Raw genomic sequence first — 17,608 nt, 5'->3', positions numbered from 1 at the left:
TCCTCGATGCGCATTGACCGCGCCGCCCCCCGGCGCGACCCTGTGCGCGGTCTTTCCGGGGAATCGCTATGAAGGGTGTCGTCAACCACGTCGTCTGGGGCGCGGTCGCGCTGCTGGGCGCCGCCTGCATGGGCGTCGTCGCCCTGCGTCAAGGCGAACAGATCAGCGCGCTGTGGATCGTGGTCGCAGCGGTGTCGATCTATCTGGTCGCCTATCGCTACTACAGCCTGTACATCGCCAAGAACGTGATGGGGCTCGACGTGCGGCGTGCCACGCCCGCGCACGTCAACAACGACGGTCTGGACTACGTGCCGACCAACAAGCACGTGCTGTTCGGGCACCACTTCGCCGCGATCGCCGGTGCCGGTCCGCTGGTCGGCCCGGTATTGGCCGCGCAGATGGGCTACCTGCCCGGCATGCTGTGGCTGATCGTCGGTGTGGTGCTGGCCGGCGCGGTGCAGGACTTCATGGTCCTGTTCGTGTCCACCCGCCGCAACGGCCGCTCGCTCGGTGATCTGGTCCGCGAGGAGATGGGCCAGGTCGCAGGCACGATCGCGCTGTTCGGCGCCTTCATGATCATGATCATCATCCTGGCGGTGCTGGCGATGATCGTCGTCAAGGCGCTGGCCGAGAGCCCCTGGGGCATGTTCACGGTGATCGCGACGATGCCCATCGCGATCTTCATGGGCCTGTACATGCGCTACATCCGCCCCGGCAAGATCGGCGAGATCTCGGTGGTCGGCATCGTGCTGCTGCTGGGCGCGATCTGGCTGGGCGGCAAGGTCGGCGCCCATCCGACCTGGGGCCCGGCGTTCACCTTCACCGGCACCCAGATCACCTGGATGCTGATCGGCTACGGCTTCGTCGCTGCGACGCTGCCGGTGTGGCTGCTGCTGGCGCCGCGCGACTACCTGTCGACGTTCCTCAAGATCGGCGTGATCGTCGCGCTGGCGATCGGCATCGTCATCGCCAGCCCCGAGGTCACCTCGCTGAAGATGCCGGCGCTGACCGAGTTCGCGTCCACCGGCGACGGTCCGGTCTGGAAGGGCGGCCTGTTCCCGTTCCTGTTCATCACCATCGCCTGCGGCGCGGTGTCGGGCTTCCACGCGCTGATCTCCTCGGGCACCACGCCCAAGCTGCTCGCCAACGAGACCCACGCCCGCTACATCGGCTATGGCGGCATGCTGATGGAATCGTTCGTGGCGATCATGGCGCTGGTCGCGGCCTCGATCCTCGATCCGGGCATCTACTTTGCGATGAACAGCCCCGCGGCGATCGTCGGCACCGACGTGCACAGCGCGGCGGCGGCGGTGAGCCAGATGGGCTTTGTGATCACGCCCGAGGCGCTGGAGCTCAAGGCCCAGCAGATCGGCGAGCACACCATCATCTCGCGCGCCGGCGGTGCGCCGACGCTGGCGGTGGGCATTGCGGTGATCCTGCACGACGCCCTGCCCTTCACCGGCGAAGCGGCAATGGCGTTCTGGTACCACTTCGCGATCCTGTTCGAGGCCCTGTTCATCCTGACCGCGGTGGACGCGGGCACGCGCGCAGGTCGCTTCATGCTGCAGGACCTGCTCGGCAACTTCGTGCCGGTGCTGCGCAAGACCGACAACTGGGGCGCCAACGCCCTGGGCACGGCCGGTTGCGTGGCGCTGTGGGGCTACTTCCTCTACCAGGGCGTGGTCGATCCGCTGGGCGGCATCAATACCCTGTGGCCGCTGTTCGGCATCGCCAACCAGATGCTGGCCGGCATCGCGCTGATGCTGTGCACGGTGGTGCTGTTCAAGATGAAGAAGGACCGCTATGCATGGGTGACGGTGGTGCCTGCGGTGTGGCTGCTGATCTGCACCACGGCGGCCGGCCTGATCAAGCTGTTCGACCCCAAGCCGGCGGTCGGCTTCCTCGCCCAGGCCAGCCACTACAAGACCGCGCTGGCCAACGGCGAACTGCTGGGCGCGGCCAAGACCGCCGGCCAGATGCAGCAGGTGGTGGTCAACGCCTACGTCAACGCGGGCCTGACGGCGCTGTTCCTGTTCGTGGTGTTCAGCACGCTGTTCTTCGCGATCCGCGCGATCGTGCGGGCCCGCCGCGTCGCCACGCCGACCGCACGCGAGACGCCGTACGTGGAGCTCTCGCCCGACCAGCAGAAGGCCTGGCTGTGATGCGGGCCGCGGCAGGAGCGATGCGCTGATGGCCGGCACCCTGGTCCCGGTCGACTACTTCGCCACACACAAACGTGTGTGGCGAAGAGTGGTGCAGACCGCGCGGCTGTGCTGCGGCGTCCCCGATTACGACAACTACGTCCGCCACATGCTCGACAAGCACCCCGATCGCGAACCGATGGACTACAAGACCTTCTTTCGCGAGCGCCAGGAAGCCCGCTTCGGCGGGCGCAGCGGCTTCCGCTGCTGCTGACCCACCCGCAAACCGGGGTCAGAGTGCATTTCGCTCACGAAATTGCACTCTGACCCCGGTTTTGCTTTGTCTGCGGCCCTGGACGGCACAGCTCCGCGCTGCCCCCTTGCCGGGCGACCGGCCGAACTGCCGGTGCCAGAACGCTGCGGTGAAAACCGGGGTCAGCGTGCAATTCCCGAGAGATGCACGCTGCCCCGGTTGTGAAAAATCCACTCTGACCCCGGTTATTGACCCCGGTTATTGGCCGGCCATGAGGCGCAGGATCTGGCCGACGAAGTAGGCAATTACCGTGCCGGTGGCATAGCCGACGGTGCCCAGCAGCACGCCGACCGGCGCGAGCGTGGGATGGAACGCCGCGGCGATGACCGGCGCCGACGCGGCCGCGCCGACGTTGCCCATCGAGCCGACGCCGACGTAGAACATTGGCGCCTTGACCAGGCGTGCCGCGCCCCAGATCACCAGCACGTGGACTGCCATCCAGATCGCGCCGATCGCGATCAGTTCCAGCCGGTCGAACAGCTTCATGAAGTCCATCTGCATGCCGATGCAGGCGATCAGGAAATACAGGAACACGGTGCCCAGCCGCGAGGCGCCGGCGCTCTCCAGGTTGCGCGCGCGCGTGAAGCTGAGACTCAGCCCCGCCGCGGTGGCGATCAGGATCACCCACACGAAGGCGGAGTCGAGGCTGTACTGCGCGGCGTTCTCGACGTTGGCACCGAACCAGGCCGCCAGCGGCGCGGCGATCGCATGCGCCGCGGCGACGATACCGAAGGCCATACCGACGATGACCATCAGGTCAGTGAGCGTGGGAATGCGGGCATTCGCGGCCTCGAAAGCGGCCATCTTGGCTTTCATCTCGTCGATGGCGCGCGTGTCGGCGCCCGAACGCGCGTCGATCTGCGTCGAACGGTTGGCCAGGAACAGCAACGTCGCCATCAGGGCGCTGGCCATCGCGACGTCGACCACCGCGAACTGGCCGAACAATGTGGCATCGACGCCGTACACCTCGCGCATCGCGACCATGTTCGCGCCGCCGCCGATCCAGCTGCCGGCCAGCGCCGCCATGCCCTTCCAGGTGTCGCCGGCGACGACCGGCGGGTGCACCCATTCCATGATCTGGAACGAGACGATCGCGCCGAGCACGATACCGACCGTGCCGGCGACGAACACAAACAGCAGTTTGGGCCCGAGCTTGAGGATGCCCTTGAGGTCGATCGACAACGTCAGCAGCACCAGGGCCGCGGGCAGCAGCACGCGGCTGGCGATCGGGTTGTAGAGGCTGTTGTGCTCGCCGTCGATCAGCCCGACGGTGTTGTAGAACGCTGGCACGAAATAGCACAGCAGCAGCGCCGGCACCCAGGTGAAGAATTTCTTCCAGAACGGCGTCGGGCCGCTGGCCAGCCAGAAAATCAGCCCCAGCGTCGCGGCGATCAGGCCGAACAGGACGATGTCGCTGGTGATCAGCGCGGAGGAAGGTGCAGCGGATTCGATCGCCATGCGGTCGGACCTTCAAAAGACGGAGTCGGAAGACACGCTCGCGCCCGGCAGTGTGCCGGACGCGAGGCGACGCAGGCCCCGCCGGTGGCGACGAGGCGGCGCGACGCTTACTGGCCGATGTGCTGCTTGAGCCAGGCGTTGACGGTGTCGTGCCACAGCACGCTGTTGTGCGGCTGCAGCACCCAGTGGTTCTCGTCGGGGAAGTACAGCAGCTTCGACTCGATGCCCTTGCGCTGCAGCGCAGTGAACGTCGACAGGCCTTGGTCCACCGGCACGCGGTAGTCCTTCTCGCCCTGCACCACCAGCATCGGCACCTTCCAGTTGGCGACGTGATTGACCGGGTTGAAACGCTCGTAGTTCTTCGGCTGGTCGAACGGCGTGCCCTGGTTCTCCCATTCGGTGAACCACAGTTCCTCGGTCACATAGCCCATCGAACGCGTGTCGAACACGCCATCGTGATTGACCAGGCACTTCCACGGCGACTGCCCACTGCGGTCGAACCAGTTGCCAGCGATCCAGTTGATCATGTAGCCACCGTAGCTGGCGCCCAGCGCGCAGGCGCGGTCGCCGTCGAGGAAGGCGTACTTCTGCTGCGCCGCCGCCCAGCCCTTCTGCAGATCCTCGAGCGGCTTGCCGCTCCAGTCGCCGCTGATCGCGTCGGTGAACGCCTGGCCATAGCCGGTGGAGCCGTGGAAGTCGATCATCACCACCGCATAGCCCTGCCCGGCATACGTCTGCGGGTTCCAGCGGTAGCTCCAGCCATTGCCGAAGCTGCCCTGCGGACCGCCGTGGATCAGGAACGCGACCGGATAGGTCTGGCCTTCCTGGTAGTTCCACGGCTTGACCACATAGCCATAGACGGTCTCGTTGCCCGCGCCCTTGAACGAGAACTGCTCGTAGTCGCCGAAGGCGACATCGGGCAGATGCTCGGCGGCGGTCGGGGTGATCTGGCGCAGCTGCGCATCGGCACCCAGCGACTGCAGCGAACCGGTGTAGAGCGTGTCGCCGCTCTGGATCGAGTTGCGGGCGAGCGCGATGGTGTCACCGGCGATCGCGAACGCCGAGATCGACCCGTCGGCGACGAGCCGGGTGACGTCGCCGGTCGCGACATCGACGCGGAACAGCGGGTACTCGCCGGTGTCCTGCGCGGCGACGTACAGCGTGCGGCCATCGGCCGACGGCTGCAGGCTGCTCGGCGAGCGGTCCCACTGCGGCGCGATCTCGCGCGCCTGGCCGCTGGCGACATCCATCGCCATCAGCGCGTAGCGGTCGGCCTCGAAGCCCGGCCGCTTCATCGCGCGGTAGAACAGCGTGCGGCCATCGGCGCTGAACACCGGGCCGGCATCCCAGGCCGGGTTCGACGCGGTCAGGTTGACCGGCGCAGCATCGCCGATGGCGTCGATGCGGTAGAGATCGAAGTTCGTCGACCACGGCGCCTCGCGGCCCGCGACCTTGACGCTGGCCACGACCGAACGGCCATCCGGGGCCCAGGTGTAATCCTCCGCGCCACCGAAGGGCTTGGACGGGATATCGCCCTGCAGTGCATGGCCCAGCGCGCGCACGGTGGCGACCGGGCGCGCACCTGCGGCCGGCAGATCGGCGACGAACAGGCGGCTCATCGTGCCGTCCTTCCAGGTGTCCCAGTGGCGCACGAACAGTTGGTCGTAGACCACACCGCTGGCCTTGGCGTCCTTCTGCTCGCCGAGCTTGCGCTGGGTGCACGCCAGATCTGCGGCGCAGTCACCGAAGGTGTCGGCGCTGAACGCCACACGACGGCCATCGGGCGACACCTGGAAGCTGCCGATGTCGACCGCGACGTCGGTCAACTGGCGCGGGGCACCGCCGCCCAGCGGCATCGCGTAGACCTGTGAGCTGCCGTGCTTGCTGCTGAGGAAGTAGACCGTCTGGCCATCGGCCGACAACGCAGGCGAGTTGACGTTCCAGCCCTCGGGCGTGATCCGCTTCGGCGGCGCCAGGTCACGGGTCACCAGGTTGCGTGCGTAAAGCGCCGTGGTCGCCTTGCCCGAATCGAAGTCCAGCGTGCGCTGGGCAAAGACCAGTTGGCGGCCATCGGCGGTCAGCAGCGGCGAGGACACCCGGTCGAGCTTGACCAGGTCGCGCACGTCGAGCCCGCGCTCCTGGGCGGTAGCCGGCAGTACGGCGAGCAGGCACAACGACAGCAGGGCGGGACGCAATGGCATGGGACGGGCTCCAGGCAAAGAGTCCGCATGGTAGGCCGGTGCCGCCAGGCTGGCAAAGCGCCCGAGGACGCCCCGCCTGCGCGGGGCGTCGCATGACCGGGCACCGGCCCGCATTCATTCCTTCGCGGTGGCGCCGCCCAGGTGGGTGGACAGGAACGCGAGCAACCGGGTGTAGAACGCGCGCTTGTTCTCCGGCTTGTAGAAGCCGTGTCCCTCGTTGGCGACGTACAAGGTCTCGACCGGCACATTGGCCGCCCGCAGCGCACGCTCCATCCGGCGCGTGTGTTCGACCGGCGCGACCTCGTCCTGGCCGCCGGCCACCAGCAGCACCGGCACGCGGATCTGCGTCGCCAGACGCGTGGGCGAACGCGCCGACAGTTGCGCGGTATCGTCGCCGACCCACTCGTCGGTCCAGGTGCCCGCCCAGGCCGCGGATCGCCGGTTGTCTGCCCGCATCAACGGCAGGTCGTACACGCCGACATAGCCGACCGCACAGCGATACAACGCCGGCTCGCGCGCCACGCCCATCAACGACGCGTAGCCGCCATAACTGCCGCCGTAGAGGCAGACACGCTCGGCATCGGCGATGCCCTGCGCGATCGCCCAGCGGGTCGCATCGGTCAGATCATCCTGCATCGTCGTGCCCCAGCCGCGCGCACCGGCCTGGCGGAAGCTGCGACCGTAATTGCCCGAGCCGCGGTAATTGATCTGCAGCACGGCATACCCGGCCTGCGCCAGCACCTGCACGTCAGGATCGAACGCCCAGTCGTCGAAGATGCCGAACGGCCCGCCATGCGGCAGCACCACCAGCGGCAACGGGCCGTCGTCATGTCCCGATGGACGCGTGAGATAGCCGTGCAGCACCAGGCCGTCGCGGGCCGGCAACGAAACCGCGCGCATCGGTGCCATCTGCGTCGGGTCGACGCCTGCCCGCCGCGCGAGTGCGAACGCCGCCTCTTTGGTGGCCGCGTCGTAGGTGTAGAAGCTACCCGGGTCGACATCGCTGGTCGCCATCAGCACCTTGGTCGAGGCATCGCGCGTGGCCGAAATGATCCGTACGGCCTGGCCCGGGAATGCCTGTTCGAACATGCGCCCGAGCCTGGCGTCGGCGGAGTTGCCGTCGAAGAACACCTGTCGCGGCGTCGCGCCCAGGAACCGCGCGCCGACCGGCGTCGACGTGTCCGGTCGATAGATGACCTCCGGGTCGACGACGGCATCGCGCAGCACCTCGCGTCGTGTGTCCGCGGCGATGTCCCAGGCGACGATCGCATCCGGACCTTCGGCTTGGGTCACCCGCAGGTAGGCGATGCGGTCGTCCTCGGAGAAGCCAAGTGGATACTCATGGCGCCCGCTTTCACGTTCGTCATTGATCAACCGCCAGTCCTCGCCGCGCCCGGTGCGGTAATACAGCTTCGAGCGATTGTCGGCCTGGGCCCCGACCGCAAAGCGCACCTCGCCGGCGTGATCGGTCCTGAATCGCGCACGTGCGACCGGCACTGTGGCTTCGGTCGTGCGGCGCCCTGAGTAGACGTCAAGCCGATCGACGCGGGTCATCGGATCCTTGGTGAACGGCGAGACCGCCACCAGGATGTTGCGCGGATCGCCCGGTAGCAGGTCGATCGGAAACGCGCTGACCATCTCGGCCTTGCCGCCGGTCGGGATCCGGGTCCCGGTCGGCGTGCCGCGCACCCGCCAACCCACGAGCAACTGCGCGCGCGACCCATCGGCGTTCATTGCATAGAGCTCGCCGGTGAGCGATGGATAATCGCGCGCGCCGAAGCGCTCGGCCAACGCGAAGACCAGGCGATCGTCGTTGGCCCACCAGAAGTCGGCGATGTGGGTGTTGCGCGGCAACCGGTAGCTGCCGACGATGCTGCGATCGGTCCAGCGGATCACCCCGATCGCGGTGGTGTCCCCGTGCGGCATCGTTGCCGCGAAGTATTCGCCGGTCGGCGAGATCTTGATGTCGCGGAAACCGTCGTCCTCGACGAACGGCGCCAGATCGACCTGCGCATACGCGCCCGTACACGCGACCGCCACGACGAGCGCAAGCATCCACTGCAGTCCCTTGCGGACCATCTTATTGACTCCTTTGGTAAGCGGCCGCCGCAAGACGGCCGGCCGATGACGCGCTCCCCGCGCGTGTCGCCTAGTCTAGCGCGCGGCAGGCGCGCGCGGATGCCGCCTATACTCGCGACTTCCGCCATTTCCATGACGACGCGCCCATGGCCGCAGCCCCAAGCCCCGCCCTGCGCGGTACCGACGACTTCCTCGGCCACCCCAAGGGCGTTTTCGTCTGTTTCTTCACCGAGATGTGGGAACGCTTCTCCTTCTACGGTATGAAGGCGTTGTTGCTGCTGTACATCCTCAAGTACCACCTGTTCGGCGACGATGCCGGCTTCGACCTGCTCGGCGCCTACGGCGGCCTGGTCTATGCGATGCCGGTGCTCGGCGGCCTGCTCGCCGACCGCTACCTGGGCATGCGCAAGGCGGTGGTGCTGGGCGGCGTGCTGCTGGTGCTCGGCCACCTGGGCATGGCCTTCGAAGGCGAACAGGCGCGCATCGTCGACGGCACGGTCGTGCGCGACGAGACCGCGCTGCAGGTGTTCTACCTGTCGCTTGCGCTGATCATCATGGGCGTGGGGTTTCTCAAGCCCAACATTTCCACGATCGTCGGCAAGCTCTACGCCCCCGAGGACCCGCGCCGCGATTCGGGCTTCACGCTGTTCTATGCCGGCATCAACGTCGGTGCGCTGTTCGCCAGCCTGGTCTGCGCGTTCCTCGGCGAGACCTATGGCTGGAAGTATGGCTTCGGTGCCGCGGGCATCGGCATGGTCGCCGGCCTGATCGTGTTTCTGTGGGGGCAGAAGTATCTCGGGGGTCACGCCGAGCCCAACGACCCGGCGAAGCTGACCGAGAAGCTCGGACCGCTGAGTCGCGAATGGTGGATCTACGCCGGCAGTGTCGGCGGCGCGCTGGTCGTGTGGCAGCTGATCCAGCGCACGTGGACGGTTCACGGCGCGATGCATCTGATCGCCGCCGCGCTGGTGATCTGGTTCGTCTGGTTCCTGATCCGGCACTGCAGCCGGGTCGAGCGCGAGCAGATGCTGGCGCTGGTGTTGCTGATCTTCGGCGTGCTGATCTTCTTCACGCTCTACGAGCAGACCTACGGCTCATGGGTCACGTTCACCGACCGGATGCTGACCAAGGACCTCTTCGGCCTGACACCGGGCGGCTATACGCCAGGCGTGCCGTGGGCGATGTTCGCACTGGGCGCAAGCCCGCTGCTGATGGTGCTCGCGCTGCGCGCCAGCGACCGCGGCCGCACCGGCACCGCGCGTGCGGCGGCGGTCGCGATGGTCGTGGCCCTCGCGGTGGCCCTGGTGCACGACGTCGTGCTGGTGCCGCAGACGGCCGGCTCACTGACCTTCCTGGGCGCGTTCTTCATCGTCGTGCTCGCTCCCGTGTTCTCCTGGCTGTGGCCCTGGCTGGACCGTCGCGGCCTGAACCCCAGCAAGCCGACGAAGATGGCGATCGGCCTGGTGTTCGCGGGCCTGGCGTTCGTGCCGCTGCTGCTGGCCGCGCAGGCGGCCGGCAACGGCGTCCTGGCAAGCGTGTGGTGGCTGGTGCTGGCGTACTTCCTGCTGGAGATCGGCGAGATGTGCCTGTCGCCGATCGGGCTGTCGGCGGTCACCCAGCTGTCGGTCGCACGCGTGGTCGGCCTGATGATGGGCGCCTTCTGGCTGGCGACCGCGTACTCGGAGGTGCTGGCCGCGCAGTTCGGCAAGCTCACCGCGCTCGAGGTCGCCGAGGGCGAGGCGATCGACATGGCCGTGGCCGCGGCCAAGTACGGCGAACTGTTCCAGATCATGCTGTGGATCGGCGTCGGCTCGGGCGTGGCCTACTTCGTGCTCGCACCGCTGGTGCGGCGCTGGATGCACGGCGTGCGCTGACAGGCGCTGCTCGCCCCCGTGCGGCACCCGCTGCGCGCGCGTCGTGTCGCCGCCACACGCCCGCATCTCCGCCTGGGCGCCCTGGTCTGATCCAGATCAAGGCGCGGCACGCGCGGGCGGGCGAGGATGCCCGTGAACGAGGAGGCTTCCCATGCACGGCTATCAGGATCTCGCAGGCGATGACATGCCTGCGCCCCAGGTCGACGACGACAGTTCGCGTGGCGCGCTGATCGAGCGCTTCGCGCAGACCGCCAGCGACTTCGGCGCCCTAGACGCGGAGTCGCTGGCCGGCCTCGCGCTGTGAGCGAGGCGTTCACGATCGCCGCGCCGCGCAGGCGGCAGCCGGCACTCGAGGTCGATGGCGCGCTGGTTGCCGCCCGCCTGGGCCTGGCCGGCGAGGCGTTCCGCCAGTTGATGGCCGACGGCAAGGTCAACGTGCTGTGCGAGCGCGGCATCGGCGAGGATAGCGGCCGGTATCGCGCAACGTTCTACTACGCCGGCCGCCGCGCGCGGCTGCTGCTCGACGAGACGGGATGCGTCCTCGAGGCCACCGGCGACGCGATCGCGCGGCCCGGCCCCGCGGCCTCCTGACCGACGCGTCACCTGCCCCGCTCGCTACGGCCCGTCAGCCGGCGGGTCGTGCCGACGGCGTACGGCAGCCAGCGAACAGATCCAGATCACGCTCGTACACGCCGCTGCGCACATCGAACAGCCCGAGCATGGCGTGATAGAAGTTGTCGTGGCTGTAGGTGCGGCTGGCGGCATGGCTGCGCAGGCACGCGAGGTCGAGCCCGGTGTGCTGCGAGAACGCAGGCGAGAACCACATCAGCATCGGCACTTTCTTCTGCTCGTCGGGCGCGATCATGTACGGGGTGCCGTGCAGATACATGCCGCGCTCGCCCAGCGATTCACCGTGATCGGACAGGTAGATCATCGCGACATCGCGCCAGTCGGCGTAACGCTGCAACAGATCGATGGTGTTGGCGAGCATCCGGTCGGTGTAGACCAGCGTGTTGTCGTAGGTGTTGGTCAGCGCCTCGCTGCTGCACTTCTGGATCTGGTTGCTGTCACAGGTGGGCGTGAACGCGCGCGCCTGCGCCGGATAGCGCTCGAAGTACGTCGGACCGTGGCTGCCCAGCTGGTGCAGCACGATCAGGGCATCGCCATGCATCGCATCGATCCGGGCATCGAGCTGGTGCAGCAGGACTTCGTCGTAGCAGGTGCCGTCCTTGTTGACGCAGTGCTCGGCGATCCGCATTTTGGGCATGTCTTCGTTGGCCACGCGCACGCAGACGCCCTTGCAGCCGCCGTTGTTGTTGTTGCGCCAGAGAATCTCGACCCCGGTGCGCTGCAGAACGTCGAGCAGGTTTTCTTCCGTCGCTGCCCGTACCTCGTCGTACTGCGGGCGCGTCATGCGCGAGAACATGCACGGCAACGAGATCGCGGTGGCGGTGCCACAGGACCACACATCCGAAAAACTGATGATGTCCGAGCGCTTGGACAAGGCCGGATTGGTCGGACGCGGATAGCCGTTGAGCTGGAAATTCTGCGCCCGCGCGGTTTCACCCACGACCGCGATCACCAGTTTCGGCCGCGCACCTGCAACAGGCACTGGCCGGGTGGCGTCCTCGGCGACCGTGCGCAGCGGCTGCGAGGTCGCGCTGTACCTGCGCTTGAGATACCCATTGGTATTGCGCACGAAATTGAACGGCAAGAACTGGTCGCGAATATGGCCGTTATTGCGCAACAAAGACGCATAGTCCTTGTAGAACGCCATCGTCACCGCAATCAGCACGACCGATGTCACCAGCACATTGCCCAGCCACCAGAGCAGCGTGCGCATCGGCGTACCGACCGGCTTGGTCTGCAGGAAAATCGTGACCACAGCGGGCAATATCCCGAGCCCGAGAATGGTGAGCAGCAGCGGGAGTGAAAAGTACGAGGCCATTTCGGCCTGATTGGTCTCGAAAAAATTCTGCACCATGCTGCGGTCGATCAGCACGTTATAATGCAGCATGAAGTAACTGCAGCCGGCGCTGATCACCACCAGGGTGGCCAACAAGGGTTTACGGACGTACGGCAGGGCCACGACCGGTGTCAGCAGCAGGTTGATGATGCAGAACAGGAACACCGGCAGACTGAGGAAGAACGACAGGCTGCGCAGACCGTCGATCTCGACCTCCAGCCACAAGGTCCGCCACAGCACGACATTGCCGATGGTGGCGAAGAACAACGCTGCCACCCAGGTCAGCTGAACGGGATTGAGCCGCAGGGGCGTCGAGGGCGGTGACATGCGCGAGGTCCAGCCATAAAAAGGTGCGCGCAGTCTTGAGACCCCATCGTCAGGAAGTTGTTAGAGCACACGCCCCATGACCCGACTGCTCATCATCGAGGACAACCCCGAGCTGGTGGCCAACCTGTACGGCTTCTTCGAGCCGTTGGGCTACGTCATCGACGACGCCCGCGATGGCGCCACAGGCTTGCACATGGCCACCCAGAACGATTACGACGCCATCCTGCTGGATCTGATGCTGCCGCGGCTCGATGGCATGACGCTGTGCCGCAGGCTGCGCGAAGAGTTCCAGAACCCGGTACCGGTGCTGATGCTGACCGCGCGCGACCCGGTCGACGACCGTGTGCAGGGCTTTGCGCTGGGCGCGGACGATTACCTGGTCAAGCCGTTCTCGCTCAAGGAACTCGATGCACGCATCAAGGCGCTGGTGCGCCGCGCGCAGGGCCGGCAGGTGCAAGGCACGCTGCGCTGGGAAGACCTGCAGGTGGACACCCGCGCCCCGCAGGCCTGGCGGCAGTCCCAGGCGATCGCACTGACCCCCAGCACGCACAAGTTGCTGCTGTGCCTGATGCGCGCCGCCCCCGCCGTGGTCCGCAAACAGGAAATGGAGTACCTGCTCTGGGGCGACGATCCGCCCGACAGCGGCGCCTTGCGCACCCATATCCACGAGCTGCGGCAGCAGATCGACAAGAGCTTCGAGCCGGCGTTGATCGAGACCGTGCACGGCGTGGGCTGGCGCCTGCTTGCGCCTGCGGCCAAGATGCCGGACTGATCGAGGACGACCCGACGTGATGGTCATGCGCACCGCGCTCCGCCAGATGACGCTCAAGACCCGTATCACGGTGTCGTTCGTGCTTGCGATGGTCGCGGCGATGACGCTCGTGGTGCTGGCCGAGCAGCTCGATTACGACGAACTGCGGGAGAATGTGATCTCCCACAGCCTGACCCGCACGGCGCACCGGCTGGAGGCCGACCTTGCGCAAGGTGCCGCGCCTACGCTTCCCGAAGACACCCGGCTCTACGACGCCCGGACCGTACCTGAGGCACTGCACTGGTATCCGCCCGGCTACCACGGCGCCGAAAGGCCGGGCGGCTGGCACCTGCTGGTCTTCGAGCGCGACGGCGAGCGCTACTACCTGCAGCAAGCCGATGCGCACTTCGCGTATCTCGAACTTGCGATCAACATCTACGCATTGCTGATCATCCTGCTGTGCATCCTGTGCGCCTTCTGGATCGGACGCGCGACCGCGACCCGGGTCATCGCGCCGATCACGCGCCTGGCCGAAGCGGTGGAGCGCAAGCACAAGCCCTTTCCGTTCCAGGAGGCGCGCGACGAGATCGGCATCCTCGCCCGCGCATTCGCCCAGCACAGCGATGAAGCGGAGCAGTTCCTGCAGCGCGAACGCTGCTTCGTCGGCGACGCCAGCCACGAACTGCGGACGCCGCTGGCCATCATCGCGGGCGCCGCGGAAACGATCGCCCACCAGTTGCCTGCCGACAGCCGCTTGGTCGCAAGTGCCGAACGCATCGTGCGCACCACCCAGGAGATGCAGCGTCAGCTGGCCTGCATGCTGCTGCTCTCGCGCGATCCGCAGAGCCTGACCCGCAGCGACGTCGCGCTGCGGCCGCTGATCGAGGAATGCATGGCGCGCTGCCGGCCGTGGCTGGCGGGCAAGCCGGTGGCCCTGGTCCTGGACGCGCCGCAGGACATCCATCTGCACACGAACCCGGAACTCGCCTGCAGCGTGATCTGGAATCTGCTGCGCAACGCCTGCCAGTACACCGACGAGGGCGAGGTGCGCATCGCCCTGCACGACGCGACCCTGGTGATCGCCGACACCGGTCCCGGCCTGCCGCCCAGCATCGACCCGCAGCAGTTCCAGCGCTTCCAGCCGAGCGCACGGCAGAGCGGCGAAGGCCTGGGCCTGTCGATCGTGCAGCGCATCGTCGAGCACCTGGACTGGCGGATGACGGTCGACAGTTCGGAGGACGGGTGCCGGTTCACGCTCGACATGCGGGCCGATGCCTGACCGGGCGACCTGTCCCCTGCGCACGCGGCCCGGACCGATTCTCAGACGGCGACGCGGCTGACGAACATCTGACGGCGCCTGCGCCACGCTGGTCCTGATCCAACGTTGCAGGACATTGCAGATGCCATCGCCAGGCCCCACCGAGACCGGCAAGTACCCACACGGCAAGACCGGCCTGAGCCGGATCGCGCACACCTTGCTCTACTCGCGCGACGGCTTTCTCGCTGCCTTCCGCAGCGAGGCGGCGTTCCGCCAGTTGCTGGGCCTGCATGGCACGCTCATCGTCGTGGCCTGCCTGCTGGACGTGGGACCGCTCGCACGCGCACTGATGCTGGCGGTATGCTTCATCAGCCTGCTGACCGAACTGCTCAACTCGGCGATCGAAGCCGTGGTCGATCGCATCTCGCTCGAGCGCCATCCGCTATCCAAATGCGCCAAGGACATGGGCAGCGCCGCCCAGTCCGTTGCGCTGCTGATGGTCGGCACGGTCTGGGCCTCGATCCTGCTGGGTTAGGCGACAACGTAAGCACCGGGTCCTGCAGGCCTGGCCACGACACCGGTACTGACTGCCGGCACCGCTCGGTTCCCAGCGGTGCGATCGCGACGCTGCGAGGCATAGCACCCGCTTCAAACAAAAACCCCAGCGTGCACGGGCGCGCTGGGGTTCGTCGTCGACGCGATGTCGCCGGGATCAGAACGGGATGTCGTCGTCGGAGAAGTCGTCCATCGGGGCCGGACGCTGCTGCGGGGGGGCCTGGCGCTGCGCGGGGGCGCTGCGCTGCGGCGGACCGTCGTTGCCCGGGCCGCGCTGCGGACGGCTGCCGCGGTCGTAACCACCACCGCCACCGCCACCACCGCCACCACCGCCGCCCTCGCCGCGACCGCCGAGCATCTGCATCTCGTTGGCGACGATGTCGGTCGAGTACTTCTCCACGCCGTCCTGACCGGTGTACTTGTCGTAGCGGATCTCGCCTTCGACATAGACCTGGCTACCCTTGCGCAGGTACTCGCCGGCGATCTCGCCGAGCTTGCCGAAGAACACCACGCGGTGCCATTCGGTGCGCTCCTGCTTGTTGCCGTCGCGGTCGTTGCGCACGCTGGTCGTGGCCAGGCTGATACGGGTCACGGCCATGCCGCCCTGGGTGTACTTGGTGTCGGGATCGTTGCCGAGGTTGCCGACCAGGATCACTTTGTTGATGCCACGGGCCATGAGGAGTCCTTGGAATTGCGCCGGCGCGGGTGTCCGGGAATGAAGAGGGGGCGCGGACAGTGAATTATACCGGTCGCCGGGGCGGGATCCGGCAACCCCCTGGCGTGGGGCCGGGAAAGCGCCCCCGCCGCCGTCGGGGCTCTCCTATAATTCCGGGTCTGCCCGTCCCGGATCCCGCATGAACAACGCCGCCGCCCCGGCCGCCAGGCTCGACCTGCCGGCGATCCAGTCGCTCGCCGCCGCGGACATGGCCCAGGTCGATGCGCTGATCCGGCGCCGGTTGGCGTCGGATGTGCTGCTGATCAACCAGGTGGCCGAGCACATCGTCTCGGCGGGCGGCAAGCGGCTGCGGCCGATGCTGGTGATGCTGGCCGGCCAGGCCACCGGGCAGGTGCGCGCCGACCACCACCAGCTTGCGGCGATCGTCGAGTTCATCCACACCTCGACCCTGCTCCACGACGATGTCGTCGACGAATCCGACCTGCGCCGCGGCCGCAGCACGGCCAACGCGATCTGGGGCAACGCCGCCAGCGTGCTGGTCGGCGACTTCCTGTACTCGCGCAGCTTCCAGCTGATGGTCGAGCTCGACAGCATGGCGGTCATGCGCCTGCTCGCCGACACCACCAACCGCATCGCCGAAGGCGAGGTGCTGCAGCTGCTGCACGTGCGCAACCCCGACACCGACGAGGCTGCGTATCTGCGCGTGATCGAGCGCAAGACTGCGGTACTGTTCGCCGCCGGCACCCGCCTGGGCGCGATGGCGTCCAGCGCCGACGCGGCCACCCAGCAGGCGCTCTACGACTACGGCATGCAGTTGGGCTACGCGTTCCAGATCGCCGACGACGTGCTCGACTACTCGGGCGACGCCATGGCGCTGGGCAAGAACCTCGGCGACGATCTTGCCGAAGGCAAGGCGACATTGCCGCTGATCCACGCGATGGCCCAGGCCACGCCCGAGCGCCGCGCGCGGCTGCGCACGATCGTCGAGCAGGGCGACACCACGGCCCTGCCCGAGGTGCTTGCCGCGATCGCCGACGCCGGCAGCCTCGCCTACAGCCGCGCACGCGCGGTCGAGTACGCCGACGCCGCCGAACGTGCGCTCGACGGCCTGCCGGACAACGACGCCCTCGCCGCGCTGCGCGGCCTGGCCCGTTACGCGGTCGAACGCGGGTACTGACGCCCCTGCCCGAGGGCGCGTAGTCGACGCCCCGCCGCAGGCCCGCCTCAGCGGCTCGGCGACGCCAGCACCTCCGCAAAGAAGCCCCCCATCTGCCGCCAGGCGCGCGCCGCCGCGCGCGGGTGGTAGACGCAGCCAGGCGGGCTCGCGGCATCGGACTCGGCGAAGCAATGCACCGCGCCGCTGTAGTTGACGAACTGCCAGTCGGCACCGGCCGCGTCCATCTCGCGCTCGAAACCGGCGATGTCGTCGGCGCTGACGCTGCGGTCGGCCGCGCCATTGAGCACCAGCACCGGCGCCCTCACCGCATCGGCCGCGGCCGGCAGCGGCGTCGACAGGCCGCCGTGCAGGCTGACGACGCCGGCGAGCGCCTCGCCGGCGCGGGCGAGTTCGAGCACGGTCGTGCCGCCGAAGCAGAAACCGAACGCGGCGATCCGATCTGCATCGACCTGGGGTTGGGCCTTGAGCACCTCGACCGCCTTGCGCGCGCGTGCGCGCAGGGTCGGCCGGTCGTCGCGCAGCGCCTTGGCGACCGGGGCGGCCTCGGCATCGGTCGTGGGCCGCACATGCTTGCCGTAGACGTCGGCAACCAGCACGACGTAGCGATCGCCGGCCGCCTGCCGCGCCTTCTCGACCGCCGAGTCGTTGACGCCCTTCCAGTTGGGCACCATCACCAACCCCGGCCGCGGGCCCGGGACGGCATCGTCGTAGACCAGCACGCCGGCGAAGGTCTCGCCGTCGAGTGTCCACTCGACCGGGTCGGCCTTTGGCGCGGCGAACGCAGACGTGGCGCAGACCAGCGACAACACGAGCAGGGACAGGCGTTTCATCG

Annotated in this window: 15 protein-coding genes; 9 read left to right on the top strand and 6 right to left on the bottom strand. The window is 67.7% G+C overall.

What is annotated here, in order from left to right; translation table 11 throughout:
* Positions 1-68 precede the first annotated feature (68 nt).
* Both FHW73_RS11050 and FHW73_RS11045 read left to right on the top strand, forming a co-directional pair.
* Complete coding sequence (locus tag FHW73_RS11050) at positions 69-2,162, top strand: carbon starvation CstA family protein (RefSeq protein ID WP_183426765.1); 2,094 nt, start codon at positions 69-71, stop codon at positions 2,160-2,162.
* A 28-nt stretch (positions 2,163-2,190) separates the two neighbouring features.
* Positions 2,191-2,415 (top strand): CstA-like transporter-associated (seleno)protein, encoded by a 225-nt coding sequence (locus FHW73_RS11045; protein ID WP_183426764.1) that lies wholly within the window; start codon positions 2,191-2,193, stop codon positions 2,413-2,415.
* A 237-nt stretch (positions 2,416-2,652) separates the two neighbouring features.
* Here the strand turns inward: FHW73_RS11045 and FHW73_RS11040 are convergent, their stop codons facing one another.
* The 3 genes from FHW73_RS11040 to FHW73_RS11030 form a co-directional block, all read right to left on the bottom strand.
* The gene (locus FHW73_RS11040) at positions 2,653-3,912 is read right to left on the bottom strand and encodes a DUF819 family protein (RefSeq protein ID WP_183426763.1); all 1,260 of its coding nucleotides are present in this window, start codon (positions 3,910-3,912) and stop codon (positions 2,653-2,655) included.
* A 107-nt stretch (positions 3,913-4,019) separates the two neighbouring features.
* Complete coding sequence (locus FHW73_RS11035; protein WP_183426762.1) at positions 4,020-6,113, bottom strand: S9 family peptidase; 2,094 nt, start codon at positions 6,111-6,113, stop codon at positions 4,020-4,022.
* A gap of 114 nt (positions 6,114-6,227) precedes the next feature.
* Positions 6,228-8,192 (bottom strand): S9 family peptidase, encoded by a 1,965-nt coding sequence (locus tag FHW73_RS11030; RefSeq protein ID WP_255492925.1) that lies wholly within the window; start codon positions 8,190-8,192, stop codon positions 6,228-6,230.
* Between the two features lie 146 nt (positions 8,193-8,338).
* On the opposite strand from FHW73_RS11030, the gene FHW73_RS11025 reads away from it, so the two are divergent.
* The 3 genes from FHW73_RS11025 to FHW73_RS11015 all read left to right on the top strand — a co-directional run bounded on the left by FHW73_RS11025 (position 8,339) and on the right by FHW73_RS11015 (position 10,657).
* Positions 8,339-10,066, top strand: a complete 1,728-nt coding sequence (locus tag FHW73_RS11025; protein WP_183426761.1) for an oligopeptide:H+ symporter — start codon at positions 8,339-8,341, stop codon at positions 10,064-10,066.
* Positions 10,067-10,217: 151 nt separating this feature from the next.
* On the top strand, positions 10,218-10,370 hold the full coding sequence (locus FHW73_RS11020) for a hypothetical protein (protein WP_183426760.1): 153 nt from the start codon (positions 10,218-10,220) through the stop codon (positions 10,368-10,370).
* The gene (locus tag FHW73_RS11015; RefSeq protein ID WP_345776177.1) at positions 10,367-10,657 is read left to right on the top strand and encodes a DUF6522 family protein; all 291 of its coding nucleotides are present in this window, start codon (positions 10,367-10,369) and stop codon (positions 10,655-10,657) included. Before FHW73_RS11020 ends, FHW73_RS11015 begins: the two co-directional genes overlap by 4 nt.
* 34 nt (positions 10,658-10,691) lie before the next feature.
* Here the strand turns inward: FHW73_RS11015 and FHW73_RS11010 are convergent, their stop codons facing one another.
* A complete protein-coding gene (locus FHW73_RS11010) occupies positions 10,692-12,359 on the bottom strand; it encodes a phosphoethanolamine--lipid A transferase (protein WP_183426759.1) in 1,668 nt (555 codons plus the stop codon).
* 76 nt (positions 12,360-12,435) lie between these two features.
* Here FHW73_RS11010 and FHW73_RS11005 point away from each other — a divergent pair, with 76 nt between their 5' ends.
* The 3 genes from FHW73_RS11005 (at position 12,436) to FHW73_RS10995 (ending at position 14,903) form a co-directional block, all read left to right on the top strand.
* Complete coding sequence (locus FHW73_RS11005; protein ID WP_183426758.1) at positions 12,436-13,131, top strand: response regulator transcription factor; 696 nt, start codon at positions 12,436-12,438, stop codon at positions 13,129-13,131.
* Positions 13,132-13,156: 25 nt separating this feature from the next.
* Positions 13,157-14,389 (top strand): HAMP domain-containing sensor histidine kinase, encoded by a 1,233-nt coding sequence (locus tag FHW73_RS11000; RefSeq protein ID WP_183426757.1) that lies wholly within the window; start codon positions 13,157-13,159, stop codon positions 14,387-14,389.
* 121 nt (positions 14,390-14,510) lie between these two features.
* Positions 14,511-14,903 carry a diacylglycerol kinase gene (locus tag FHW73_RS10995; protein WP_183426756.1) on the top strand — a complete coding sequence of 131 codons (393 nt, stop codon included), beginning with the start codon at positions 14,511-14,513 and terminating at the stop codon, positions 14,901-14,903.
* 177 nt (positions 14,904-15,080) lie between these two features.
* On the opposite strand, the gene FHW73_RS10990 is transcribed toward FHW73_RS10995, so the two are convergent.
* Positions 15,081-15,599: a single-stranded DNA-binding protein gene (locus FHW73_RS10990; protein WP_183426755.1), complete on the bottom strand. Its 519-nt coding sequence runs from the start codon at positions 15,597-15,599 to the stop codon at positions 15,081-15,083.
* Between the two features lie 178 nt (positions 15,600-15,777).
* Between FHW73_RS10990 and FHW73_RS10985 the strand changes: the two genes are divergently transcribed.
* Positions 15,778-16,776 carry a polyprenyl synthetase family protein gene (locus tag FHW73_RS10985; RefSeq protein WP_183426754.1) on the top strand — a complete coding sequence of 333 codons (999 nt, stop codon included), beginning with the start codon at positions 15,778-15,780 and terminating at the stop codon, positions 16,774-16,776.
* 47 nt (positions 16,777-16,823) lie between these two features.
* Here FHW73_RS10985 and FHW73_RS10980 read toward each other — a convergent pair whose 3' ends face one another.
* Positions 16,824-17,606, bottom strand: coding sequence for a dienelactone hydrolase family protein (locus FHW73_RS10980; RefSeq protein ID WP_183426753.1), 783 nt, complete (start codon positions 17,604-17,606; stop codon positions 16,824-16,826).
* Positions 17,607-17,608 lie beyond the last annotated feature (2 nt).

Source organism: Luteimonas sp. RC10 (assembly GCF_014192745.1).
Lineage (GTDB): Bacteria > Pseudomonadota > Gammaproteobacteria > Xanthomonadales > Xanthomonadaceae > Luteimonas.
Note: the sequence above shows the minus strand (reverse complement) of the source record. Positions and strands in the feature narration are given on the sequence as shown.

Bases quoted from the DNA above. Each gene is read 5' to 3' on its own strand.
- FHW73_RS10990 (WP_183426755.1), bottom strand. From the start codon at position 15,599: ATGGCCCGTGGCATCAACAAAGTGATCCTGGTCGGCAACCTCGGCAAC.
- FHW73_RS10980 (WP_183426753.1), bottom strand. From the start codon at position 17,606: ATGAAACGCCTGTCCCTGCTCGTGTTGTCGCTGGTCTGCGCCACGTCT.
- FHW73_RS11045 (WP_183426764.1), top strand. From the start codon at position 2,191: ATGGCCGGCACCCTGGTCCCGGTCGACTACTTCGCCACACACAAACGT.
- FHW73_RS11020 (WP_183426760.1), top strand. From the start codon at position 10,218: ATGCACGGCTATCAGGATCTCGCAGGCGATGACATGCCTGCGCCCCAG.
- FHW73_RS11040 (WP_183426763.1), bottom strand. From the start codon at position 3,912: ATGGCGATCGAATCCGCTGCACCTTCCTCCGCGCTGATCACCAGCGAC.
- FHW73_RS10995 (WP_183426756.1), top strand. From the start codon at position 14,511: ATGCCATCGCCAGGCCCCACCGAGACCGGCAAGTACCCACACGGCAAG.
- FHW73_RS11000 (WP_183426757.1), top strand. From the start codon at position 13,157: ATGCGCACCGCGCTCCGCCAGATGACGCTCAAGACCCGTATCACGGTG.
- FHW73_RS11035 (WP_183426762.1), bottom strand. From the start codon at position 6,113: ATGCCATTGCGTCCCGCCCTGCTGTCGTTGTGCCTGCTCGCCGTACTG.
- FHW73_RS11010 (WP_183426759.1), bottom strand. From the start codon at position 12,359: ATGTCACCGCCCTCGACGCCCCTGCGGCTCAATCCCGTTCAGCTGACC.
- FHW73_RS10985 (WP_183426754.1), top strand. From the start codon at position 15,778: ATGAACAACGCCGCCGCCCCGGCCGCCAGGCTCGACCTGCCGGCGATC.
- FHW73_RS11025 (WP_183426761.1), top strand. From the start codon at position 8,339: ATGGCCGCAGCCCCAAGCCCCGCCCTGCGCGGTACCGACGACTTCCTC.
- FHW73_RS11030 (WP_255492925.1), bottom strand. From the start codon at position 8,192: ATGGTCCGCAAGGGACTGCAGTGGATGCTTGCGCTCGTCGTGGCGGTC.
- FHW73_RS11050 (WP_183426765.1), top strand. From the start codon at position 69: ATGAAGGGTGTCGTCAACCACGTCGTCTGGGGCGCGGTCGCGCTGCTG.
- FHW73_RS11005 (WP_183426758.1), top strand. From the start codon at position 12,436: ATGACCCGACTGCTCATCATCGAGGACAACCCCGAGCTGGTGGCCAAC.